This window comes from Paenibacillus cisolokensis, assembly GCF_050481165.1.
GTDB classification, from domain to species: Bacteria; Bacillota; Bacilli; order Paenibacillales; family Paenibacillaceae; genus Paenibacillus_AH; species Paenibacillus_AH cisolokensis.
Genome location: NZ_JBCNFP010000114.1, coordinates 1 through 23,912, shown reverse-complemented (window position 1 = coordinate 23,912; position 23,912 = coordinate 1). Strand labels below are relative to the sequence as shown.

Below are 23,912 nucleotides of genomic sequence, written 5' to 3'. Positions count from 1 at the left end.
AAACCTCACTCCGTTAATATGGTTTGGTTTTCAGCACTCCAATGCAGACATACCTCGTCACCTTGGCGGAATGCGCGGGCATCGGCATCGTTCTGCTGCTGCACTTTCAATTCATGCCCCATCACTTCGACCAAATAGGTGGACAAGCTGCCGACATATGTGATGAATTTGATCGTTCCTTTCACGCCGGTATTTGCGGAATCATCTTGCGTAAGACGAATCCGTTCCGGCCGAATGGACAGAATCAACGGCTTTCCATTTTGGACGCGGGAATCGGAAGGCTCGACCGGCACGACAAGCTTCCCGCCGCTGTCAAGCTGGAACACCGCTTTATCCCCGGACTTCTCCAGCACGGTTCCTTTCAGGAAATTCGAATGTCCGATAAATCCGGCCACGAACGTATTGACCGGCTTCTCGTAGATCTCCTGCGGGGAACCGATTTGTACGATTTTCCCTTCTTTCATAACCGCTATCCGGTCCGACAGCGTCATCGCTTCTTCCTGGTCATGCGTTACGAAAACCGTCGTGATGCCGACCTCTTTTTGAATCATTCGCAGCTCGATCTGCATGGCGGTTCGCAAATTTTTGTCGAGCGCGCTCAAGCTTTCATCCAGCAAAAGCAGCGACGGTTTGATGACCAGCGCCCGCGCCAGGGCGACACGCTGCTGCTGACCCCCGGAAAGCTGTTTCGGTTTTCGGTTCTCGTATCCGGTCAACCGGACCATCTCGAGCGCTTTCGCCACTTCCTTCCGGATATCCGATCTGGACATTTTGCGTTGTTCCAGCCCGTAAGCGACATTCTGCGCCACCGTCATATGCGGGAACAAAGCGTAGCTTTGAAACACCATGCCTACGTTTCTTTTGTATGCGGGCAGCCGATCGATCACTTTGCCGTCTATGGAAATTGTACCCTCATCCTGCCGCTCGAATCCGGCCACAATCCGCATCGTCGTCGTTTTACCGCATCCGGACGGGCCGAGCAGGGAAAGGAAGGCGCCTTTTTCGACTTCGATGTCGATATGGTCGAGCACCTGGTTCCCATGGAACGATTTCGATAAATTTTTAATCTCCAGATAAGCCATGGCAACCCCCTACTTAAAAATGTATTTCAGCGAAGTTCTCATAATAAAGAAAATGATGACGAGCACGCTCGCGGTTGCGGCCAGCAGTATGGTCGATACCGCATTGATTTCCGGCGTAAAACCGAATTTGATGGAGGAATAAATCTCGATCGGCAGCGTACTGGAGCCGCTCGGAATGAGAAAGTATGAAATAATGAAATTATCGAAAGAAATGACGAACGAGAGAAATCCTCCCGCCAGCATAGCCGGAAACAGCAAAGGCAGCGTAATCCGGAAAGCGGTTGTCCATTCGTTCGCGCCCAAGCTGGCCGACGCTTCGTTGATGGTGAGATCCAGGCTTTGCAGCCTCGCTCTGATGACCAGCACCGCATAGGGAAGCGAAACGACGACATGCCCGATTAGCAAAACAGGATAGTTCTTGTCGAGCCCGAGCGCGCTGAGCAGCAGCAAAATGGACAAGCCGAGAATAAGCCATGGAATGGTGAGCGGCACGATGACGAGCGAATTGATCCATTCCTTGAGCTTCGAGTTGGTCTGGACAACCCACAGCATCAGCATCGTGGCCAGCACGACGCAGATGAAGCCCGTCGCCGCCGCGATATACACGCTGTTCAAGGCCGCTCCGATCAGCGTGTCGTTGCCGGCCAGATCCTTGTACCAGCGCATGCTGAATTCAATAGGCAGCGCGTTGTACCTTGAGGCGTTGAACGACATCAACATAAGCACGAGAATCGGGGCGTACAGAAACAGCATAATGAGGGATGCGTAAGTCCATCCGAGCACTTTTTTCACCATTTTTTACGCCTCCTCTTTCGAAAACCGGGAGAGCACGGCCATGCAAATGAGAACGATGATCAGCAAAATAAACGAAATTGCCGCTCCGAAATTCCATCCGTAAATTTCAAAGAACTGATCCTCGATGACCATGCCGATGACCGAGCCTTTCGTTCCGCCCAAAATGCGGGGTTCGACAAATACCCCCAGGCAAGGAACAAAGACCAGGATGCACCCGGAGATGATACCGGGCTTGCTCAGCGGCAGGACGATGCGCCGGAAAGTGGTAAAAGGCCCGGCTTTCAGGCTTTTCGACGCTTCGATCAACGCGTTGTCCACCTTCTCCAGCGACATGTAGATCGTGATGACCATATACGGGAAGAAAATATGGACCAAAGCGATCACGACCGCATACTGGGTAAACATCAGTCCCAACGGCTCCGGGCCAATCAAGTGCAGCTTGCGGAGCACGATTTCCAGAATCCCGCCTTCCCGAAGCAGGTTTTGCCAGGAATAAGCCCGTACCAGCTGACTGGACCAAAAAGGAATGATGATGGCCATCAGCAGCAGATTTTTTCCGCCGCTGATGATCTTGACCATCACATACGCCATCGGATAACCGATCAACAAACAAATCAGGGTGACGTAGAAGCTCAGTTGAATCGTCTTCCACGTCAGTTTCAGATAAAAGCCCTTCTGAAAGAAGTCCAAATAATTTTGAAGGGTAAAATGGCCGGCGGCTCCGTCGCTCAGGAAGCTGAAATAGACCATAATAAAGAGCGGAACCACGCAAAAGGACAGAAGCAGGAACGCCGCCGGACTCATCAGCCAAATCTTTTTATTCAAGCGAGGTCACTCCTTAACTGCGCATTAATGCGCCTTCACTTCCTGCCACAGTTCGTTCCATTGTTTTTTGACCTCGTCGCTCCGGTAGGAAATGAATTTCAATTTGTCGATCGACGATTCGTCCAGTCCCATCTCTTTAATGAACTCGGGATCCAGGTTGGCGCTCGCTTCACTGTTGACCGGGGCGGGGCCGCCTTTATTGACCCATGCTTCCTGGAACTTGCGGTCGATCATGTAATCGATGAACTTATGGGCCAGATCCACGTTTTCGGAGCCTTTGACGATCGCCCAGTTATCGACCCATCCGATCGCGCCCTCTTTCGGGATGACATATTTGATGCTTTGCCCTTCTTTTTTCATCGCGGCGGTTTGACCGCTCCACATCAAGCCGATATCGATCATATTTCCGGCATAAAGCTTGGAGAATTCGTCCCCGGTTTTCCAGTATGTCAGGTTATACCCCTTTTGTTCGATCAGCTTTTTCTTGATCGCTTCCAGATCGGAAGGCGCGTTCGGATCCTGGCCAAGCGCAAGAGCCGCGATCATGACCGCATCGTTGAAATCGTCCCGGAACGCGATTCTCCCTTTATATTTCTCGTCCCAGAACACTTGAACGGAATCGATCGGGTCTTTGACTTTGTCCGGATTGTAAGCGATAGCCGTCGAACCCCAGACCCACGGCACGGCGTAAACCTTGCCGTCCTTTACGTTCTCGGGGAGATGTTTGAACGGCTCGTAAATTTTGTCATAGTTGCTCAGCTTGGAGGTATCGATCTCTTCCAGCAAGTTTTCTTCGATCGCAACGGGAAGAATCGATGCGTTGGGCAGAATGACATCCAGACTTCCGGCACTGCTCGTTCTGACTTTTGTCAGCAATTCTTCTTCGGAAGCCATATATTGATGTTCGATCTCCACGTTGTACGTCTCTTCGAATTCTTTGATCAGCTCGGGATCATTGGAGCCGTAGTCTTTCCAGTTTACGACTGTCAGCGTTTTCTTTTTTTCGTTCGGCACAGCCGCGTTTTCTTCTCCGTCAGAAGCTTTTCCGCAAGCGCTTACAGCCGTCAGAATCAATATAAGAGCAATCGCCGCCGATATCTTTTTCATGTTTCTGATCATCTCCTTAATCGATTGATGAACCGGATTCAGTTCATATTGGTCATAATTTTAAACTCGACATGCGGACCGTAAACGACCTTGACCTTTTCGATTTCCGTGTTGTTCTGGTCGAATATGACCCCTTCCGCCTTTAAGAGCGATGTTTCCTTCTTATCGACCTGCAAAATTTCCTTGATCTTGTCATTGACCTCCTCGGGCGACAATGTAATTTCCGTGCGTCCCGGGTAAGTGCGATAGTCATTCCGCAGTACGTTGTACAGGGATTCTTTTCCGAAGTCGTAGCGCTCCAGTCCGGGAAACAAGGATACGGGAAGATAGGACGTATCGACCGTCAGGTACAACACCCCGGTATCTTTTTTGACCCCGCGCGCCCTGACCAGCTTGAAGTACGCTTTGCCGCCCATATTGACCGTCGTTTGTTCCAATACTTCGGATACCGCGACTTCGTTGCGGCTTTTCAAATAATCCGTAAATCCGCCGAAATTCCAAATGCTGTACTTTAGCGGATTTAACCGGACAAACGTGCCTTTCCCGCGAATCTGTTCCACCAGGCCTTCGGTCACCAGCATGGAAATGGCCTTCCGTACCGTTCCCCGGGTAGTCTGGAACATCTTCATCATTTCCGATTCGGAAGGAATGGCTTCGCCTTGCTTGTACTCCCCATTCAAAATTTTTTCTCTGATAATTCTTTGAAGTTGGATATAGAGTGGAGCGAAATCATTCTTGTCGAGTATGATGCTCACCTCCCAACCGATTATACAGTTATATAGTTGTCCACTTATGTGTACAAGTTGATTGTAACAGATTCCCATCTGGACCGCAAGCACTAAGTAAAATTACCTAATCGAATCGGATGCGAGACTATTTTCATAAAAAAAAGCGTTCCCTCTTCCCAGGGAACGCTTCAAAATGGACCGTACGGTCGGCTGTTGCCGCTGTCAGCGGCTGACGATTTCGATGCCGTGCTGCCGGTAGGCTTCGACGATGCCCGGATCGATTTTCGAATCGGTAATGAACAGGTCCACTTCCGCATAGTCGCAAACCTTCAGCAGCGAAACGGCGCCGAACTTGCTGCTGTCCGCCAGAACGATCGTCCGTTTCGCGATTTTCATCAGCTTCTTCTTCAGCTGCACTTCGCCGATCCCGTAGTCGGTCACGCCCTGCTCCGGCGTCAGCCCGCTCATATTCATAAAGAACGTATCCACATGAAACTGCTCCACGAACGTTTCCGCCAGTTCGCCGACGACACATTGCTCCTGGTTGCGGATGACGCCCCCGGCGAAAATGATCGTATAATTCGGCATGCTCACCAGTTCATTCGCGATCGGCAGCGAATTCGTCAGCACGGTGAGCCGCTCCACCCGTTTCTTCAACGCTCTGGCAAACGCCGTATTCGTCGTGCCGATCTCAAGCGCGATCGATTGCCCTTCTTCCACATAGCGGACGGCCGTCTCCGCCAATTCCCGCTTCCGGTCGGCAAATTGCGTTTCCCGCACCGTAAAGGGCAGCTCCCGGGTATAGTCGATTTCGGCCGGAATCGCGCCGCCATGAACCCGTTTCAGACAGCCCATCCTCTCCAGGTAATCCAAATCGCGCCGGATCGTTTCCACGGAAACGCCGAACAGCTTGATCAGCTCGGCCGTTTTGACCGATTGCTCCCGGTTCAGTTTCTGCAGTATGGTCTGGTGCCGCTGCTCCGCAAACAAAATGGCCGGTCCCCTTCCTCTTACCTCTCGCTCCAACTTTATAACGATTATATCACGAAACCGGATGCGAACAGCTCTGTCGTGTTTCCGGGCGTTTCCCGCAAAAGAACTGGACAAGAAGAGCCTGCTTTTATATTATTAATATTAATGCGAAATAATAATATTTTTATTAATGATATGGAGGCGCCATGGACTTGCAACCTTATACGCAGAAGTATATCAATCCGATCATTCCGCAAAGAGCCGATCCCTGGATTTACAGGCATGTCGACGGATACTATTACTTTACGGCCTCTGTACCGGAGTATGACCGTATTGAATTAAGGAGATCATTAACGATCCAGGGACTCGCCGAAGCGGAACCCGTTGTCTGCTGGCGAAAGTACGATCAGGGGCCGATGAGCGCCAATATATGGGCTCCGGAAATTCACTTTATCGACGGCAAGTGGTATATCTATTTTGCTGCGGCCAGAACAGCGGAGACGAACGACGGGATGTTCGACCACCGCATATTTGTGCTTGAGAACGATTCCGCCAATCCCCTTGAAGGGACCTGGGTGGAAAAGGGGCAAATTCAAACGGATTGGGAATCTTTCTCCCTGGATGCCACCACATTCGAACATCGCGGAACCCGCTATCTGGTATGGGCACAGAAAGATCCCGCCATTGCCGGCAATTCCAATCTGTATATCGCGCCTATGCACAATCCTTGGACGCTGCGCGGACCGCAATCGCGTATTGCCGTGCCGGAATACGAGTGGGAGAAAATCGGATTTCTGGTCAACGAGGGCCCGGCCGTGCTGAAACGGAACGGACGCGTCTTTATCAGCTACTCCGCCAGCGCCACCGATCATCATTACTGCATGGGGCTGCTATGGGCGGATGAAAACAGCGACCTGATGTCGCCTGCTGCCTGGAACAAGTTACCCGTTCCCGTCTTTCAGTCGGACGAAACGGTAGGACAGTATGGCCCGGGTCACAACAGCTTTACTGTGGCCGAAGACGGTCAGACGGACATTCTCGTCTATCATGCCCGCAGTTACAAAATTATCGAAGGCAATCCGCTGTACGATCCGAACCGGCACACTTGCGTGAAAGCTTTCGGCTGGGACGATCAGGGCATGCCCGCATTCGGCAAGCCGGCTCCCGCTTCAGCCACATATCCGTAATATAAGAAGCCGGCCGATTCGCGCCCTGCCCTTGCTGCTCTAGGGGGTAGGGACGAACCGACCGGCTTCCGATCGTTCTACTCTTCGGTTTCCATAGCTGCCTTCTTCTCGTAATACAATCTGAACACAATGTCTTGATTGTAGTTGCCGAAGCCCGTCCCGAACAGCGTCACCCCGCCGACATTGTCCGCATCTTCCAGAACGGAGATACGGAACGTCCACTGCTTGAGCTGGATATGAAGATCGCTCAGCTTAACCTCCGATATCCGGTTGCCGTCGATGAACGTGCCTTCCTCGTTAATTTTCAGAACCTTGAGCAGTCCGTACTGGTTAATCTCGTCCCACCACCAATCCGGGGTGTAACGGCCTCTGCTGCCGCCTCCGAAATCGCCGGGACTGGTCCAGGTGCCAAGGGTGACACCGTTAAGCGTAAAGGTGATATCCGAGGGCCAATTTTCGTTGGCGAACGGCGCTTCCGAAGAAATTTCCATCGAAATCTCCAGCTCGACGGGCTCCTCGTTCTTCATCAAATAATTCGGAAGTTTATACTCTACATACCCATGGCCGAACCATAAAATTTTGGCGTTCACCCGCTCCGGCTCCAGAAACGCCCGCGGCTCGTCGAACATGCCGATCACCTTGACGGTCGTCGCCAAGCCGCAAGTCGGCGCCACCTCGAAGTCCGTGTAGTGGCCGACCGAGACCTCTGTTACATGGCATTCGCGCAGCGCTTGCTCCATCTTCGCCGGAAAGACAATTTCAATCGAATCGGTGACAAGCGTACAAACCTTCTTGGCGCCGCCTTTGCCCGGCTGCATGGACGTTTTGATAATACCGGCCCGCTCCAGCTTTTTGACATGCATCGTCATGATCGCACTGCTCAGGTTGAGCGCTTCCGCCAGTTCCTTGATGTTCATCGGCTTCTGGGCCAGCAGGCGAATCATTTCAATGCGCACATTGCTGGCCAACGCTTCGTATACCGGGAGGGAGTGCTGGGAAATATCTATTTTCATACTGGTCCCGTCCTTCGGAATAATAGAACTTTGAACTAATATACATCAATGCCGGTCGCTCTACAACTATCCCCCGTAATCGCGGGGCATTATTCCGGTCGAACGGTAATCCCGCTTCCCCACACGGCGGTGCCGCCGTCGGACAAGGCGGTAAAGGTCATCACTTCCTGTCCGGCCAGCTCATCCCATTGCCGCAAAAATACACCGCTGTAGCGAATGCCGTCCACCAGCAGCTCGGCGCCGTTGTCGCCGGTCAGTTTCCACTCGCCTGACGAATCCCCGCTGATCTTGCCGTCTGCGGACAGCCCGACGACGATCGATTCCTTCCACCCGGCGGATATATCCTTGCCGTGGTTGACGAGTTTGTACGATCCGGCAATTTCAGCCGCCGTATAGGTTCCGATCGTTTCGCCCGCGTAACGGTGCGGTGCGACGACCGGCCATTTCTCCGCATTCATGAACATCTGATGCACCCTGATTTCGTGGCTTTCGCCTCTGTACGGAAATCGGGTATGGAAGATCAGGTAATATTCTCCCGACTCCTTATCATAATAAGCGGAGTTATGACCCGGCGAGACGTAGCCCGATCCGATGCCGCCTCCGGCTTCGCCGGCCTGCCGGCGAAACATGAAGCCGCCCATCAGCTTGACGCCGTACGGCTCGATGGCGACGTCGTCGAAGAACGTTCCCGCCGCGCCCTTGGCGTCGATCATATCCTGGCCTTCCGCGTCTTCATAAGGACCATCCGGATTTTTCGAACGCGCGACCCGAATATTGTATCCCCCGGATGCGTCCAACCCTCCGAACGACAGGAACAAATAATAATATTCCGTCTCCGGACTGTACAGAATATAAGGCCCTTCGATCCGGCTATGATTACCCCCCAGCAGCTTCTTGCCGTAGCCTTGGTCCGGATAAGGAAATCCCGTCTTCGGGTCCATCTTCAAAATGTAAATGCCGCCGGAGTAGGAACCGTATACCATCCACAGGACGCCTTCGCGGTCGAAGAAGGTGTGCGGATCGATCGTGTTGGGATGAACGGTGGGATCATAGATCGTGCCATCCTCGCTCGGCTGCCCCCACATGCCGGATTTCAGGATGATGCCGAGATGTTGATAAGGCCCTTCCACATGGTCGGAAACCGCCACGCCGATCGCGGCTCTTGGCGAATCTCCCTTGCATACGCTGTAGTACATATAATACTTGCCGTCGGCAAGCCGGACGACGTCCCCGGCCCAAAACGTATCGGTTTGCCCCCATTCCAGCGCCTCCGCCATCTCCTCCTCCACGTTCGGAATAAGCGGATTCCCGTTGCTTACGCCGGAAGCTACCTGCGTCCAATGCATCAAATCCGGGGACCTCGCCGCCTGGAGATGAGAACCGAACACATAATACATCCCGTCGTCCGTCCGGATGACGGAAGGATCGTGCACCGTCGCGCTGGTGAATGACGGCTTCCGTCCCGCCTCCGCCGAGTCTGCCGGCTGCCCGCTGTCCTTCACCGGTTGATCCTCCTCTCCTCCTCGAACCTCCAGATCCGCTGACGGTTCCCGGGGCGGCTGCTGCCGCTCGGACGTCTCGTTCGCGCAAGCGCACATCCAGATCAGGAAGAAGATGACGGATGACATCATGATCCGTTTTCTGCTCATAGTCCCTCCCATGCATGCACCGTCTTATTCGCCCGCAATGCCGGAGCGCTCCACGCTTTCCACGAAATAACGCTGAACAAACAAATACAACAGCAGAATCGGCAAGATCGACAGCACGACGCCGGCCATGATCTGATTGAGCAGCGTCGGAGCGACGCCGATCGCATCTGCTGTAACGGATTGGGACATCTGCTCCGCGGACATGCTGGCCTGGCCGTAAAACCCGGACATTCGCTGGGCGAGATTATAGAAGGGCGGCAATTGAAGATAGGTGCTTGGCTGAAAGTTGTCGTTCCAATGCCATACGATGGAGAACAGGAACACGACCAGCATCGCGGGCCTGCCGAGCGGGAACATAATTTGCCAGTACGTCCGGAAGTGTCCGGCCCCGTCGATCCGGGCCGCTTCCTCCAGCACATGGGGCAGCCGCCGGTAGAACTGGATGAATATCAGAACGAACAGCGCTCCTTGCAGCCCGTGGCCGAACGCCGCGGGGATGACGAACGGCAGATGCGTATTAATCCAGCCCAGATCGCTGAAGAACATATAGAGCGGCACCACGATCGTTTGGGGCGGAACGAGAAACGTGAACACGACCAGCCCGAGCCACAGCGCGTAACCCGGGAACCGGTATCGGGCGAATCCATAGCCAATGAGCGAGCAGCTGAATATTTGCAGCGCCGCACTTCCGAACGAAATGATGACGCTGTTGATGAAGCCTTGCCAATATTTCATCTCGGAGAAGGCGACCTGGTAGTTGAACAGGCTGAACCGGGTCGGGATCCAGCGCACGGTAGCGTCGGCCACGTCCCAGCTCTGCATCAGCGATTTGGAAACCATATAGAGCAGCGGATAGATGAATACGAACGACAAGCTGAGCATGACGAAGTAATATACGACATGGCTTACGACGCTTTTGCCGCGCTTGACAGCCGTATGCTTAATGCCGGATTGCAGCCGGACATGAAGATGGCGTCTTGCCGTTTCCAGCCGGGAACTGTACATCCTTTCAACCCCTCCCTTCCATCGATGCCAGACTTTTGCGGAACAACAGGAACACGATACCAAGCAGGAAGAAGATGATGATGAAATAGATCCACCCGATAGCCGATCCGTAACCGTAATTATTGTTGCCGAACACGACTGTCCGGATATGGTTCATGATGTGATTGTCGGCTTTCGTGAAGGAACTCACCATGGTGAACAACGTATTGACGAAAATCATGGGCAAAATCATAGGAAACGTAATCTTCCAGAAGCTCTCCCACTTTGTGGCTCCATCACACTTGGCCGCCTCGTACAGCTGAGGCGATATCGTTTGCAGTCCCGCCAGGAAGATCAGCGTCTGCACCCCGGAATCCCACATGACAAGCGTCAAAGAATCGGAATATTCCAGCAGCCGGACCAGCACGTCTCCCGGAATGAACAGCCTCAGCTTGCTGTACAGATCGTATTCCATAAAAATCGGCAGTTGGGCCGCGCCCTGCTCCAGCAGCTTCTTCAGAATGGAACCGGAGGCGATAATGACCGGCAGGAAGAAGATGCCGCGGAAGAGCAACCGGCCTCTCGCGTGCCGGTTCAGCAGCAGTGCGCTGGCCATGGCGAAAATCAGAATTAGCGGCACATGCGACACCATCGTCTTCATCGTATCCCGGAGCAGCGGTAAAAAGTTGACGTCAACCGTAAACGCGGCGCGGTAATGCAGCAGGCCGACGTATTCGGCGATCAAGCCTTCCCGGCTCGTCTTCAAATCCTGAAACGAAAAATATAAAGACCGGCCCAGCGGAATCGCCATAAACAGAAAGAATCCGATAATCCAAAGCCCGACAAAGGAGTAACCTTCCCATATATGTCTGCTTCTCATGCTCATCTTTGATTTCATGGCGCATCCTTCACCCCTGTGACCGCAAAGTCCATGGCTTCCACTTGCATGCCGCCAACCTGAACCGCGAATGCGTTATAATTGACTATGACTTGTACGCCATTGGCATATGTTGTTCGGTACACGCCGGGTTGCGGCTGCTCGTGGCCTGTCATCTGCTGGTCCGCCACGGCTTCAAACAGCGGCAGGAGCTCGCCGAATTCCGCGGCCGCGTCGTTTATCCAGTCATCGGCCCTAGAACTGAACAGGCGATCCTCCAACGTCCGCTGCAGGTCGCTGGTCGGGGCATAGGTCAGCTCGAAGCTCGGCAGCGCGCCGTACTCGATCGCCCGCAGAAACTCTTTCCTGCTGTCTTCCCGCAGATTCGCCGGGCTCGCGTAGTAAGGGATCAGCCCGTGAATCGCCAGCTGGTAGAACGGAACCGCCTCATCCGTATATACATAGCCGCTGTGCCACAGCGGCACGTTGTCGATACGGTCAATGGCGCCAAACGTGTAGGCGAAGCCGTAATCGACCGCCGTCTTCCCGACCTTCTGCCTTGCCTCCCGCAATGCCGCGGTCCATACGCCGGCCGTTTGGGCCCGGCTGAAGAAGGCGTCAGGATCTTCGTCCGAATACAGGTGATCGCCCATATACTGAAACTGGATGCCGCTGACGCCGAGTGAAGCGAAGTCGTCAAGCTCCTTCGCAATGCGCCGTTCATACACCCGCTTCGGCTTCATGAAATAGAAATGCTGATCGTTGTTCGTCCATCTCGTGGCCACATTGTAATTCGTGCTGTCCAGCACTTCGCGGTCGATGCCGCGGATCGCGTCTTGGCGTTTGTTGAATCTCCCCTTGTCCCCGGACGCGCGGACATAGTTGGCTCTCAGGTACAGCTCCACGCCGCGTTCCTTCGCGTACCGCACCAGTTCTTCTAACCCTTTCCCTCCTCCCAGTTGTCTGGCGACGGGGAAGTGATCCGGCTGATTGCCGTACAGACCGTTCTTCGTCCAACCGTCCAATGTTATTTCCAGCCGGTCCGCCCCTTTGGCCTGCAAGGCATCGATAATTGACTTCGCCTGCTGGAACGTCGTCATACGGATAAACGTGCTGCCGATAATTTCTTCCCGGAGAATGCCTCCCAGCAGTTTGACGGACAGCGTCGCGGTCTGGTTATTCACAGGCTGAACGCCCCGTTCCCGCATCAGGTAATCCCGGTAGGCGGTAGCCATGCCCACATAACCGGCTTTCTCCCCCTCCAGCAGGTCAAAGCGCACCTTGCGGTCGCCCTGGATTCTGGCCCCCTGATAATAGGGGATTTGTCCTGACGAACCGATGAAGATGACGTCGTTTTTGCGGTAGAGGAACTCCACGGAGCTCCGGTACAGCGGAATCGCGCGAATGCCTGCCGGCGTCCCGTTAATACGGGCGTCATATTCGCCTTCCGTCACGATACCGAGCGTACCGATACCGTTCCGGTATATGCCGAATACGGGAAGCGCGACCAACTGCCTCGGCGTATTCGCCCGCATTCCGAACTCCGTCACCATATCATGCGTCTGCGTCACGAAGGTGTGGTCCGGCCCGTAGATCATCTCGGAATACCCTTTCAGATACATCGGGTGATTCTGGCGAAAATGCAGAAGCGCCCCTGAGCCGTCCGGCAACAGCATCGCCCCTTTGTCCGTTTCCGCCGCCGCGTTCATGAACGGGAGAGGTTCGATGCTGATCAGCTTCGCCTTTCCTTCCTCCTTGATCGAGTCGTAAGGAATCGTGACTTCCAGCCCGCTCGCGGTCAACCGGTACTCCATAGCGAACGAGATCTTCTCCGGTCCGAAAGCGAACTCCAGCCTAACGGCATCGTCCCGTACCTGAACATCGACGGTCGTTTCCTTGTCTTTCAAAGAATACGTCGAGGTGATGTCGGCGCCCTCCGTAAACTTGATATGGACGGGAGAATCCATAAATTTCTTGTTGTTCGGCATCGTCGTGCGCGGGACGACCGGCGCCCCGAGCCATTCCGCGCCCGTGCGCTTGCTGACAACCCTGACGTTGCCGTTCGCATCGTCGATATAGAGAACGAATTGTTCGTTCTCCAGCGCCTTGGTCACCGCTGTGACCGGATACATCGGCACGTCCCCTCCGGCTGCGCCCTGTTGTCCCTGCGCGTTTCCCGCGGCAGGCGCTGCCTGGACTGCCGGCGTCCCCGCTGACTGGCTCGGCGTCTCCGATGCGGGCGCCGCGTCGGCCGTCGTCTCCTCCGCAGGCGTCCCGGGCACTTCCCCTTCGTCCGATGCGGGCGCCGCTCCGGCGCCTTCCGCCGCCAGCGTCTCCGCCGCTTTCCCGGATGCGGCAAGCGCCGGCGCGTTCGCCTGCTCGACAGCAGCGAGGGACAACTGCCGGAACACCAGCACGGCTGCCAGCATCATGATGGCTGAATATGCAAACAACTTGCGTATGCGCTGTTTTCTCATATGGCCCTCCTATGCCCGCAGCCTCAGTTCCTTAACCATATCAAATATGAACTGGATAAATTGGTTGGACAATCCGAACAGCAGCACGCCGACAAACCATACGATCAGCATGCCGATGATGCTGAGGACTGCAATGAACAGCGTTTTTTTCAAATCGAAATCATGTAAAATTTTCACCTTCAGAAGCAAAAGCCATGCCACCCAGCCATATACCGCATAAGACAACGCGGTAATGGTGCCGGATTCATCCAATGCCAACAGACGGGTCAGCAGCGTGATCGGAATCATGAACACCGTATAGGGCACAAGCGCGAATGCGCTGCCGTAAACAATCTCCGCGAATTTCCCCTCGCCATCCATAATCGCGCTTACCGCCCAATGCGCGATGCACCAGGTCGCCCAAGGGACGACGAGCCATATCCATTCCTGCAGAGCGGATATCTGATACGCCTCACGGGTCTGATAGGCGAATCCCGCCGCGTACAGGGTCACCATCCGGACAATATAGGTAAGGCCAACCAAAATCAGCGGATGAGACCACTTGATGGCTCCCGGTTGCTGGATGTCCTCATAGAAATCGAACGGGTGAAGCATAACTTTGCGCATCATCAGCACGGCGCTCATACCGGTTCACCCTCCTTCGGCCGGGATTTCAGGTGCGGATGGCCCCAATTCCTGCGGGCCGCAGCGCGGATCAGCCTTGGCGCGCCCCAACGAAGCAGCACGAACAGCAGTATAAGCCCCACCGCAATCAGCGCAAAGTGCTCGCGAACGAATTCCTTGCGATATTCCTTGAAGGCGACGGAATAATCTTGCCGCGCCCTGGCCAGAGAGAAGTATTCCATCGCTTCCTTGTACCGTTCCGCCTTGTATAGCGATTTGCCAATGGCCAGGTAAGCCATTTCGTAATTGCCATTGACCTTCAGCACATCCTGCCACAGCGCTTCCGCTTCCTCATATCTTCCGTCTACATGCAGCACAGAGGCTTGATGAACCAGATCGGCGAACGGCGTCGTTCGGAAGATGTCGATCCGGTTCCGTCCCCGATCGACGACATAGATGTCCCCGTCCTTCTTCTGATCGACGTCGGACGGTGTGGCGAACAGTCCGTTCTGCTCGCCCACTCCCCCGAAGGAGAAGAGGAAGTTGCCGAGCTTGTCGTATTGAAATACTTTTCCGGTCTGCAGATCCAGTGTCGTGATGATACCGTCGTCGCTGACACTGATGCCGATAAATGAAGGCATCGTAAAAGGACCGACGCTGTAGTCGTCGCCGTACCGTCTGGAAGCGCCGAAGTTGAGCGTATCGACACCTACAGGCGAGAGGCGCTTCAGCTGATTGGTCTCCTCGCCGAGCGTAGTCGTATAGATGAAGCCTTCGTCATCGATGTCCAGATTGGAAAATTCTGCCGGCCGGATGGCCGTCATCTTGCGGCGCTGCTCCTCCGTCGCAATCAGCCGGGTCAGCAGCCGGCTCCAGCTGAAGCCGACGTGGTTGGCGCCGTAGAAGCCTTTGAAGTTTCCGTTGGGGTCGATCTGCAGCAATCCTTGCGTATTGCCGTCGCTGACGACGTACATGTAGTCGCGCTTATCCAGAACAAGCTTGGAAGGCGAATAAGAGAAGCTCGCGCCGATCAGCGGGCTATCCGGCTTCGGATAATCCCTGACGAAACGGCCTTCGGAATCGAATTCCGCGATTCGCCCGTTCTTCGTATCTGCAACAAATACCGTCCCGTCCTCTTTCACAAACACGCCCTTCGGCTCGCTTAGCCGTCCCGGACCATCCGCATCGCCATATACCCGGACCAGCCGGTGTTCACGATCCAATTGTACGATCCGGTTGTTGCCCGTGTCGGCGATATAGACGGAATCGTCCTCGGCAATGAACAGCGATTCCGGCCTGTTGAACGGGCCGCTGGACAGATCGATCCCGTCAATGGAGCGGTCGTACACGTACCCGACGATAGACCGCACGTCACGGTTCGACGAATTGTGCGTATAGCCGTAATAAGGCGGTGACGCTTGTGCCGGGACCGTCCAGAACAGGGACAACAGAACGGCCGCTGTAATGAAGACCCGTATCTTCCCATGTCTGATCACCGATCGGCACCTCCTATTCTTTCAGTCCCGAATGCGCCATTGTCTGCAAAACCATCCGTTGGGTCATGATGAATACGATAATCGTCGGAATGATCATCAGGAAGCTGGCAGCCGCGAACGTGCCGACCCTGGCGATAACCCCGGCGCCGCCCTGAATCGTTTGAATGGCCAGCGGCAACGATTTCATATTCTCGCTTGTCGTATAGACCATCGACGGGTACGGATCGTTCCAGGCCGTAATAAAGCTGAACAAGGCAAACGTGGCGACAGCCGGCTTCAGCATGGGCAGAACGATCGTCCAGAACACCTTCCATTCCGAAGCGCCGTCGATCCGCGCGGCCTCCAGCAGCGCGTCCGGAATTTGCCTCAGGAACTGCGTCATGAGGAACATCCCGATCGGAGCGGCGAGATAAGGAAGAATCATCGCCCAGTACGTATTCATCAATCCGGATTTGCTGATCAGCAAATATTGGGGAATCTGAAGAACCATCGGCGAGAACATCAGCGCAGCAACGATCATGTCGAAAATAAGCTTCTTGAACGGCATATTGTGTTTGGCCAGCGGATAGGCGGCAAGCGCGGAGAGGAACACCCCGCCGATCACGATGCCGGACGTCACGATGACGCTGTTCAGAATAAAGCGGGAGAAGGGCACATTCGTCGTTCCCGTTATGAGCAGCAAATCGCGAAAGTTGAGCAGCGTCGGGTTTTGCACGAAAAAACGCGGCGGAAACAGGAACAGCTCGCTGATCGGCTTCAGAGCCGTCGAGGCCATATATACAAGCGGCATAAGCATCAGCAGCCCGAATACCGTCAGGAACAGATACAGCATAATGCCGCTCCAGTCGATTTTTCCGCGAATCAGTAGAGTAGGAGACACCCGTCAATCCCTCCCGAGCAAGTTGAATATGAAGCGGTTCAGTCCCATCATCATCAGGAACAGCACAACCGCGATCGCTGACGCATAGCCCATCTCGAACCGTATGAACGCATAGTCGAACAAGTGGGTCAGAATCGTATGGCCGGCGTACAACGGACTCGGAAGTCCGACAAGCTGGACACTGATATCGAACACCTGCAGCGACTGTACGACCTGCATAATCGCACCAAACAGCAACTGCGGCTTGACCGCCGGTATTGTAATATAGTAGAGTTGCTGCCAGCGGTTGCCGACACCGTCGATTTCACCCGCTTCATACAGATCCTTCGGCACATTCTGCAGCCCCGCCAGAAAAGCGAGGAAGCCCACTCCCATGCTCATCCATAGCGACACAATAATGATCACGGGCACAATGGACCGGATATCCTGAAGAAACAGGAATGGCTCATCCAATATCCCCAGCTGGATCAGCCAATGGTTCAGCAGTCCCTTGCGGTCGCCCGCAAACAGGTATAGCCAGACGACGGACATGGCCGTCGCACTCGTGATGGAAGGGGTATAAAAGCACAGCGTATAGAAAAAACGGTATTTGATCGGAATTTGACTGATCAGCCAAGCCAGCAGGAAGGCCATGACATAGCCGACCGGTCCGGTGATGAAAGCGAATTTCAGCGTAATCCCCACTGCCTGGATAAAGATGTCGTCATCAACGAACAGCAGCTTGTAATTGGAAAACCCGATGAACCTCGGCGGTTCCAATATATTGTAGTAGGAAAAACTGAGCGCTATTGAAACGATGATCGGGATAATGATGAAAAAAGTAAACAGCAACAGGAACGGCGCGACGAACAGATATGACACCTTGTGCCGCTTTACATCCCTCCACAGCAGGCTCATCCGCATACGATTCGGAGAGACGGGATGAACGGGTGCCCGACCAGCCTCGTTTATTTTGGCCATCACCGGTTATCCCCCCTTTGATTCCTTGCCGGTACCGTCGTCGAGACCGAATTCTTCCCGTTTCTTCCGCAGTTCCTTGTTGATCTCCCGGACGCCCGCTTCCACAGCTTCGCGATGAATGCGTCCATTCAGCACAATCTCGTTCCACATATTCGCCACATGGCGGGTCGTATAATATCCGCCCAGCACGACTTCACGTTCGCGGAACCATTCCCATTGCTCCAGAATCGCTTCGATGTCGGATTGCTGCCACGGCAACCTTTCGAGCGCTTCGACGTTTGCCGTATTCCAGCGCGCCTCCACACCGAGCAAAGCCTCCAATTCGGAGCCGAAACGCTCCTGGGCATCCGCGCTGGTCCACCATTTCAGAAACTGCCAAGCCTGCTCCTGCCGTTTGGAGGACTTGAATATAATACCTGTCTGTGCGAGACCTCCGGTCGAACGGTTGATCTTGCCGTCCGCCTGCCTGATGCCGGGCATCGGCTTCATTCCCCACCAGCCTGTCAGTTCCGGCGCCGCTGTCGACAGCAGGATATAAGTCGAATAGTCGGCAACGCCGATCGGCATCTCGCCGGTTCGGAACCGGTTGTAGAAGTCCGCCTGTTTCGCGATGCGATAATTGGTGAACAGTCCCGTCCACATTGTCATCGCCTGCATCGCTTCCGGCGAATCGAGCGCGGAGCGGCTGCCGTTCCCGGCATAAAATTCACCGCCGTGCTGGAACAGGAACGGCGCGAATTCGTTGATCGCAAGCTGCGGCATATTCGGCGCATGCGGATAATAGAAGTCCATGCCGTTCTGCTGCAGCAGCGGGATCAGATCCATGACCTCCTGCCACGTTTGCGGAATCTTGTCTTCCGTAATGCCCAGTTCGCCCATTATATCTTTGCGATAGAACAGCATGTAAAAGTTCTGATTCTCCGGCAGCGCGTAATTTCCGCCGTTGTATCGGTATGGAATGAGCGCTCCCGGCCGAAAACGCGCCGCGACCTCCTCGTAGTCAGGAAATTGACTCAAATCAACGAGCGCATTGCGCACCGCGAAGTCGATCGGCACTTCTCCTTCAACACCGAGCGCAACATCCGGCGCAAGCCCCGATGTGTTGGCCAGCATGAGCAGTTGCATCTGCTGAGCCGGAATGACGTTCACATTGACCTTGATCCCCGTCTCCGGCGTGAAATCCTCGTCGATCATCTGCTTGATGATCTCGACCCAATCGCGACCGCGGGCCACCCATACATCGAGCACTTCCTCGTCTTTCCCGTACACCGTGCCGACACCGCCATACTCTTTCGTAAACGACCTGGCCAGGTCCGCCATGCTCGTTCCGAGACGCACGTACCACGGCGCAGCCGGTCTCGGCCAGTCCAGCTCAGGAGACTTGACGATCAGATAATCCAGAACGAGGCTGTGGCGGCTCAATCCGTTCACCCACAAACCGAGCGATGACTGCAATTCCGTAAATTGCGTCAACCTAGCCGGAATCGACGAGATGTCGTCCGCCAGACTGAGCAGCACATCCCGCGCCTCGTACAGCGTGCTTACCTCGGAACTGCCTTTCTGGACGCCGAACGCGTACAACGCCTGAATGGCTTCTTCCAGATCCCAGGCCATCATATGCAGCCTTGGCACCAGGTTCGGAATGTTGCGTTCCAGCTTCCAGTCGGCGTTCGGATCCGGATTCGTGCCCGTTACCTGTATGACTTCGCGGGTCAGCAGCGACATTTTCCGGGTCGTATCCGTGATCTTCTCCAGGATCTCCCCCAGCCTGCCGATCTGCACCTCCATGCGGATCGTGTTTTTGCCTTTTTCCAAATAGAAGAGATATTCTTCGCCTTCCGGACTGAAGTTGCTGATCTGCCATTCCGCTTTGTACGGGAACGATACGGCGTTCATCTCCTTGAACGGAACTTTGCCGTTAATGGTTATTTTGCGTTGGACCGGGACGCCGTTCAGAAACCATTGCCCGAATCGGGCGCCTACATTGTACAAGCCGCTTTCCGGAATCTCGACTTCCCATTCAGCCCACTGCCCGCCGTCTCTCCAGCTCAAGCCGCCGAAACTGTTGAGGGCGACGGCATTGTTGTTGAACGGCTCGGTATCCGGCTCGCGGTCTTCGATTCTTTTCAATGTCGGATCGGAGCGCAGTGTCGATGTCTCCGCCTGCACTTTGATCCATTGACCTTTAACGGGCTGATATCCGTTCGCTTCATATTCTTTCTGAATCTCGGTATAATCCGGCAATCGCTTCGGAGAATAGACATGAAGCTCGCCGATCGCCGCCGGCTCCCGGACCGCCTGGATGCGGACGGTATGCCGGCCCTTGCTCAAATAGAAACGAAAAGGCTCCTCCACCTTGGCCTCGGAATCCTGAAAATCCCGGTATTGCCATCCTGCCGCTTCCTCCCTCTTCGGGTTGTACTCGTTGTTCCGGTTGTCGTACCACGATTTACCCGATTCGCGCCACATCCGTTGGAAATCCATCTTCTTCGCCTGAAAGAACGGATACGCTCCGTCGATCTGCACGTTCCTTACGACGCTGGAACGTTTGCCCGGCATTGCGTAGTAGCTCATCCCCATCTGGTAGAAGCCATCCTCGGGGACGATAATCTCATATTCTACCCAGCTGTCTTCTTCAACCAGCGCCAACACGCTGCCGGCACGATCGCCCAAGTCCGATTCGACGCTCACTCCCACCGGGCTGACCGCCGTGTAGTCCATGGATGGAATGACTTCGTGAAATCCTTCCGAATCCTTTGCCCCCTCCTGACGCAGACGTTCCATATATTTATAGTAGGACGGCTCCAGCAAACTGCTTGAATCCTCCTGAAGCAAAATCGATTGCTCGTCTACATCGGAATACTTCGGGACGCTCGCCATCGCCTCATCATCAAACCCCCGATTGTTGTACCACGATACAAGCAAAGCGGATAACAGGATCATGATAAGTATGGTTCCTTTATATTTCTTCAAGTAACTGAGCATAAGGGCGTTCCCCCTACTCAAAGTAATCGGTGGATAAATGAATCCGAACCAAGCCGGTGCGGCTTGATTCGGATCCCGTCAATCAACGCCGGGAATTTACGGTTGCTGCAATTGCTGCCGCAGCTTCTCGATGTCTTCCTTCAGGATGTTCTCGGCATCCTCCTTGGCCAGTTGCAACGTTGTGCGGGAGTCGATGTTCTTGTCAAGCGCATCCAGAATGCGGGGCACCCACAGCTCCCAGCCCCGGCCGTCCAGCGGGTTCAGACGCTTGGTCGGAATGAGGTGAGCCAGCTCTTCATACATCTTGTAGTCCTGCTGACCGCCCAGAAATGCATTGGCTTGCTCGGCATACCATTCCATCTGCGCGATATCCGAATAACCCGGTTGAATGGAGTACTTCGTCCAAATTTTCCAGGCGTTCTCGGAACGCATAGCCCATTGCAAATATACCCAAGCCGCTTCTTTATTCGGACTTTGGGACGGAATGACAAAGCTGGAACCGCCGATCGGGAAGTTCAGTCCGAAAGGCAGGTTTGTCACCCTCCATTTGCCGGATAGTTCGGGGAAGCTGACGGCCAGTTCGCGCGCTCCCCACGAGCCCAGCGCTACGCCGGCCACTTGGCCGGAGAGGACAAGCTGCTTGCCTTCGTCGGTAAAAATGCCCATATGCGGAGCCCAGTTCATCTGGTTACCGCGCTTCGTGTAATCCAATATTTGTACCAGCCTGTCATTGTCGCGGATCCAGTTCAGGTTGTCGTCGAAGTAACCGATTTCATCGCCGGCCCAGTGAATCGGACCGTCCCGCCATTCAAACAGATATTTGCCGTTGCTTGTCAGCACCTGGGTCAACGCAAGGAAGTTCTCGCCGTCCGTGATATATTCGCCCAGTTCCGCCGGATCGCTCGGCAGTCCCAATTCTTCGAATATATCCGCACGGTAATACCATACGCCCGGCGTGGAATCCCAAGGCATACCCAGCAGTTGCTTGCCGTCCGGAGACATCCATCTCTCCCAGTTGTATTCCGGAACCAGATCCTTGTATTGTCCGGCATCGTAAGGCTCTGCAAGCAAATTCTCCAGTACGCCTCCTGTGACATAGCGGGTAAACTGGCCTTGCTCCACTTCCGCGATATCCGGCGCGCCTGTGCCGCTCGCCAGAGCCGTCTGCAGCTTGTCATGCAGCTCCGCGAATGGAACGAATATCGTATTGACTTTGATTTTCGGATACTCCGCCATGAAAGCGTCTGCAATTTCCTCAAACACATTCTCGTTGAACACCCAGATCGTCACTTCACCTGAGACGTCCTTCCCGAAGTCTTGGACGACAGTCTGTTCCCCGGGCTCTTGAGCGGATTCCTCTTCCTCTGCCGCCGAAGGGGCGCTGGGTGCTGGCGGTTCGGAATTGCTGCCGCCTCCTCCCGAACACGCGGTCAAGATCAGTACCATCGCCAGCAATATAGCCAAAGTCCTTGCCATAAATGCGGATTTCATGCTTCACACGCTCCTCATGAAATTGGTGGACTTGCGTACGTAAACCAAAAGACCGAAACAAAGATAACTTGCGAATGGCAGCCCCCTCTGGAAATCGGCAGTTATGCGTCCCTCCTCGCGTTCGCTTGTACTGTCCCGTACCGATAAGCCATTATGACTGAAATCGCTTACATTGTTATAAAAAAGGATAGGCGGAGTCGGCAAGGAAACCAGGCAAACATAATTTATGTTGTTATTAACATTTTAATTTATATATTAATGATATGTCAATAGCATTGCGCCAACATCAAACTAAAATTCAATCAAACTCGCGATTTGAATGGATTTTTCGGAACGCCTCATTTTTTTGTTAATATTTTTATTAATAGTTTATTGTTTTATTTACAATATACAGTCACTGCACATTATGATTTGATCGCAAAATCGTCAACGGAACTGCCAAGTTCAAAACCAAAGCAAAACAACCGATCCCAATCGGGTCGGTTGTTTTACAATCTCCAAGGGATACGGCTACCCTTGATTTTTCAGCATTTCTTGCAAGAAAGTGGGCAAAGCAAAGCATTGGCGCAGTATTTCCTCATTGGCATACCGCGCCTTCTTGTCGAAGCGGATGCTCTCCGGAGCGGGAAGCGCGCGTTTCGAGCCGATAGTGAAGCTCCACAGCCCTCCCGGATAAGTAGGAACGACGGTCGTATACAGTTTGCGGTGGGGGAATAATCGGCCGATCCGTTCATACGATTTCAGCATGACGTCCGCATGAAAAATCGGCGATTGGCTCTGGCAAACCATCAAACCGTCTTCTTTCAATGCCCGGTGCACATTTTGATAAAAATCGAATTCGAACAGCTGCTTCGCGGGTCCGACCGGGTCGGAAGAATCGACAATAATGACGTCATATTCGGCCGCGGCCTGCTGCACGAACTTCACGCCATCCTCATAATGATACCGTACGCGGGGATCGGACAAGCCCCCCGATACTTCCGGCATGTAACGTTTGCTCGCCCGGACGACGGCCTCGTCGATTTCCACCAGATCGATGCGTTCGACCCGGTCGTATTTCGCAGCTTCGTTCGCAGCGCCGCAATCGCCGCCTCCGATGATAAGCACGTTTCGAGGATGAGGATGAACGGACAGCGGGACATGAGCAATCATCTCATTATATATATAACCGTCCATCGAAGTCGTCTGCACGACCCCGTCCAGTACGAGCATAGGGCCGAAATCATGCGAGTCCAACACCATCACATGCTGGTAAGGACTCGTTTCTTCGTGCAGAATGTCCTTGATCCGGTAGCTGATTTTCAAATGATCCCTTTCATCCTCGGTCAACCACAGCGTTCCCTGTGACTTTTCAATATACTTTGGCGACCGTACCATTTTCAACCTCCCGATTTGTATTATCGTCTAAGACACAAACATTATACCAAAGATTATCCCGATTTTTCCCGCAAAGACATAAAGCAAACAGGCCGTATAGGTGAGCTGCAGCCCTCCATTCGGCCTGTTTTTCATTTTCATGCGTATTACTAGTCCTCTGTCGATCGTTCGGTTCGTCCAGTATTTGACGAATGTGAACAATCGGATTCCAATTTGCGGATGATTTCCTCGATTTCTTCCGGTGTGAGGATTTCCTTTTCTTCTTTCTCCATTTTAGAGCCTCCTTGCAAATCATGGATCAAGCAGCTTGTGATGAAAGTTCAGAGGTCCGCCTAAATCAGGGAGAGAATCTCTTGATACATATAAGGTAAAGATACTTGTCGATCCGCACATCCATAATGATATTTATCCTGAATTTCGAAAG

Annotated in this window: 20 protein-coding genes; 1 reads left to right on the top strand and 19 read right to left on the bottom strand. The window is 53.9% G+C overall.

Translation table 11 applies throughout. The annotated features are described in order from the left end of the window. Positions 1-5: 5 nt before the first annotated feature. From ABEV74_RS18440 to ABEV74_RS18415, 6 genes are all read right to left on the bottom strand, one after another. Positions 6-1,082 carry an ABC transporter ATP-binding protein gene (locus ABEV74_RS18440; RefSeq protein ID WP_430148283.1) on the bottom strand — a complete coding sequence of 359 codons (1,077 nt, stop codon included), beginning with the start codon at positions 1,080-1,082 and terminating at the stop codon, positions 6-8. Between the two features lie 9 nt (positions 1,083-1,091). Beyond that, a complete protein-coding gene (locus tag ABEV74_RS18435; protein ID WP_430148281.1) occupies positions 1,092-1,877 on the bottom strand; it encodes an ABC transporter permease in 786 nt (261 codons plus the stop codon). Positions 1,878-1,880: 3 nt separating this feature from the next. Then, entirely contained in the window at positions 1,881-2,702 is an 822-nt protein-coding gene (locus ABEV74_RS18430; RefSeq protein ID WP_062489219.1) for an ABC transporter permease, read from the bottom strand. Positions 2,703-2,726: 24 nt separating this feature from the next. Next, complete coding sequence (locus tag ABEV74_RS18425; protein WP_430148278.1) at positions 2,727-3,809, bottom strand: ABC transporter substrate-binding protein; 1,083 nt, start codon at positions 3,807-3,809, stop codon at positions 2,727-2,729. 38 nt (positions 3,810-3,847) lie between these two features. After that, the gene (locus ABEV74_RS18420; RefSeq protein ID WP_430148275.1) at positions 3,848-4,564 is read right to left on the bottom strand and encodes a GntR family transcriptional regulator; all 717 of its coding nucleotides are present in this window, start codon (positions 4,562-4,564) and stop codon (positions 3,848-3,850) included. Positions 4,565-4,759: 195 nt separating this feature from the next. Further along, entirely contained in the window at positions 4,760-5,527 is a 768-nt protein-coding gene (locus ABEV74_RS18415; protein ID WP_062489223.1) for a DeoR/GlpR family DNA-binding transcription regulator, read from the bottom strand. Between the two features lie 188 nt (positions 5,528-5,715). Between ABEV74_RS18415 and ABEV74_RS18410 the strand changes: the two genes are divergently transcribed. Then, positions 5,716-6,696, top strand: coding sequence for a glycoside hydrolase family 43 protein (locus ABEV74_RS18410; RefSeq protein WP_430148273.1), 981 nt, complete (start codon positions 5,716-5,718; stop codon positions 6,694-6,696). Between the two features lie 77 nt (positions 6,697-6,773). Here ABEV74_RS18410 and ABEV74_RS18405 read toward each other — a convergent pair whose 3' ends face one another. From ABEV74_RS18405 to ABEV74_RS18345, 13 genes are all read right to left on the bottom strand, one after another. Continuing rightward, on the bottom strand, positions 6,774-7,709 hold the full coding sequence (locus tag ABEV74_RS18405; protein WP_062489226.1) for an ArsR/SmtB family transcription factor: 936 nt from the start codon (positions 7,707-7,709) through the stop codon (positions 6,774-6,776). Positions 7,710-7,798: 89 nt separating this feature from the next. Next, the gene (gene abnB, locus ABEV74_RS18400) at positions 7,799-9,358 is read right to left on the bottom strand and encodes an arabinan endo-1,5-alpha-L-arabinosidase AbnB (RefSeq protein WP_430148270.1); all 1,560 of its coding nucleotides are present in this window, start codon (positions 9,356-9,358) and stop codon (positions 7,799-7,801) included. 24 nt (positions 9,359-9,382) lie between these two features. Further along, positions 9,383-10,363 carry a carbohydrate ABC transporter permease gene (locus tag ABEV74_RS18395; protein ID WP_062489228.1) on the bottom strand — a complete coding sequence of 327 codons (981 nt, stop codon included), beginning with the start codon at positions 10,361-10,363 and terminating at the stop codon, positions 9,383-9,385. A 4-nt stretch (positions 10,364-10,367) separates the two neighbouring features. Continuing rightward, a complete protein-coding gene (locus tag ABEV74_RS18390) occupies positions 10,368-11,240 on the bottom strand; it encodes a carbohydrate ABC transporter permease (protein WP_430148267.1) in 873 nt (290 codons plus the stop codon). Continuing rightward, the gene (locus ABEV74_RS18385; RefSeq protein WP_430148265.1) at positions 11,237-13,696 is read right to left on the bottom strand and encodes a DUF5696 domain-containing protein; all 2,460 of its coding nucleotides are present in this window, start codon (positions 13,694-13,696) and stop codon (positions 11,237-11,239) included. The genes ABEV74_RS18390 and ABEV74_RS18385 overlap by 4 nt, the downstream gene beginning before the upstream one ends. Positions 13,697-13,705: 9 nt before the next feature. Further along, entirely contained in the window at positions 13,706-14,320 is a 615-nt protein-coding gene (locus ABEV74_RS18380) for a YIP1 family protein (protein ID WP_062489233.1), read from the bottom strand. Next, positions 14,317-15,795 (bottom strand): hypothetical protein, encoded by a 1,479-nt coding sequence (locus tag ABEV74_RS18375; protein ID WP_430148262.1) that lies wholly within the window; start codon positions 15,793-15,795, stop codon positions 14,317-14,319. Before ABEV74_RS18375 ends, ABEV74_RS18380 begins: the two co-directional genes overlap by 4 nt. Before the next feature lie 13 nt (positions 15,796-15,808). Continuing rightward, complete coding sequence (locus ABEV74_RS18370; protein ID WP_062489237.1) at positions 15,809-16,675, bottom strand: carbohydrate ABC transporter permease; 867 nt, start codon at positions 16,673-16,675, stop codon at positions 15,809-15,811. Positions 16,676-16,678: 3 nt separating this feature from the next. Continuing rightward, positions 16,679-17,635 (bottom strand): carbohydrate ABC transporter permease, encoded by a 957-nt coding sequence (locus tag ABEV74_RS18365; RefSeq protein WP_082654981.1) that lies wholly within the window; start codon positions 17,633-17,635, stop codon positions 16,679-16,681. 6 nt (positions 17,636-17,641) lie between these two features. Further along, positions 17,642-20,620, bottom strand: coding sequence for an extracellular solute-binding protein (locus ABEV74_RS18360; RefSeq protein ID WP_062489238.1), 2,979 nt, complete (start codon positions 20,618-20,620; stop codon positions 17,642-17,644). Between the two features lie 96 nt (positions 20,621-20,716). Further along, positions 20,717-22,111: an ABC transporter substrate-binding protein gene (locus ABEV74_RS18355; protein WP_430148258.1), complete on the bottom strand. Its 1,395-nt coding sequence runs from the start codon at positions 22,109-22,111 to the stop codon at positions 20,717-20,719. A gap of 510 nt (positions 22,112-22,621) precedes the next feature. Then, the gene (gene speE, locus ABEV74_RS18350) at positions 22,622-23,488 is read right to left on the bottom strand and encodes a polyamine aminopropyltransferase (protein ID WP_430148255.1); all 867 of its coding nucleotides are present in this window, start codon (positions 23,486-23,488) and stop codon (positions 22,622-22,624) included. A gap of 149 nt (positions 23,489-23,637) precedes the next feature. Beyond that, complete coding sequence (locus ABEV74_RS18345) at positions 23,638-23,760, bottom strand: hypothetical protein (RefSeq protein WP_256364509.1); 123 nt, start codon at positions 23,758-23,760, stop codon at positions 23,638-23,640. Between the last annotated feature and the right edge of the window lie 152 nt (positions 23,761-23,912).

Bases quoted from the DNA above. Each gene is read 5' to 3' on its own strand.
- ABEV74_RS18390 (WP_430148267.1), bottom strand. From the start codon at position 11,240: ATGAAATCAAAGATGAGCATGAGAAGCAGACATATATGGGAAGGTTAC.
- ABEV74_RS18440 (WP_430148283.1), bottom strand. From the start codon at position 1,082: ATGGCTTATCTGGAGATTAAAAATTTATCGAAATCGTTCCATGGGAAC.
- ABEV74_RS18345 (WP_256364509.1), bottom strand. From the start codon at position 23,760: ATGGAGAAAGAAGAAAAGGAAATCCTCACACCGGAAGAAATCGAGGAA.
- ABEV74_RS18410 (WP_430148273.1), top strand. From the start codon at position 5,716: ATGGACTTGCAACCTTATACGCAGAAGTATATCAATCCGATCATTCCG.
- abnB (WP_430148270.1), bottom strand. From the start codon at position 9,358: ATGAGCAGAAAACGGATCATGATGTCATCCGTCATCTTCTTCCTGATC.
- ABEV74_RS18405 (WP_062489226.1), bottom strand. From the start codon at position 7,709: ATGAAAATAGATATTTCCCAGCACTCCCTCCCGGTATACGAAGCGTTG.
- ABEV74_RS18380 (WP_062489233.1), bottom strand. From the start codon at position 14,320: ATGAGCGCCGTGCTGATGATGCGCAAAGTTATGCTTCACCCGTTCGAT.
- ABEV74_RS18425 (WP_430148278.1), bottom strand. From the start codon at position 3,809: ATGAAAAAGATATCGGCGGCGATTGCTCTTATATTGATTCTGACGGCT.
- ABEV74_RS18395 (WP_062489228.1), bottom strand. From the start codon at position 10,363: ATGTACAGTTCCCGGCTGGAAACGGCAAGACGCCATCTTCATGTCCGG.
- ABEV74_RS18355 (WP_430148258.1), bottom strand. From the start codon at position 22,111: ATGAAATCCGCATTTATGGCAAGGACTTTGGCTATATTGCTGGCGATG.
- ABEV74_RS18435 (WP_430148281.1), bottom strand. From the start codon at position 1,877: ATGGTGAAAAAAGTGCTCGGATGGACTTACGCATCCCTCATTATGCTG.
- ABEV74_RS18385 (WP_430148265.1), bottom strand. From the start codon at position 13,696: ATGAGAAAACAGCGCATACGCAAGTTGTTTGCATATTCAGCCATCATG.
- ABEV74_RS18360 (WP_062489238.1), bottom strand. From the start codon at position 20,620: ATGCTCAGTTACTTGAAGAAATATAAAGGAACCATACTTATCATGATC.
- ABEV74_RS18365 (WP_082654981.1), bottom strand. From the start codon at position 17,635: ATGGCCAAAATAAACGAGGCTGGTCGGGCACCCGTTCATCCCGTCTCT.
- speE (WP_430148255.1), bottom strand. From the start codon at position 23,488: ATGGTACGGTCGCCAAAGTATATTGAAAAGTCACAGGGAACGCTGTGG.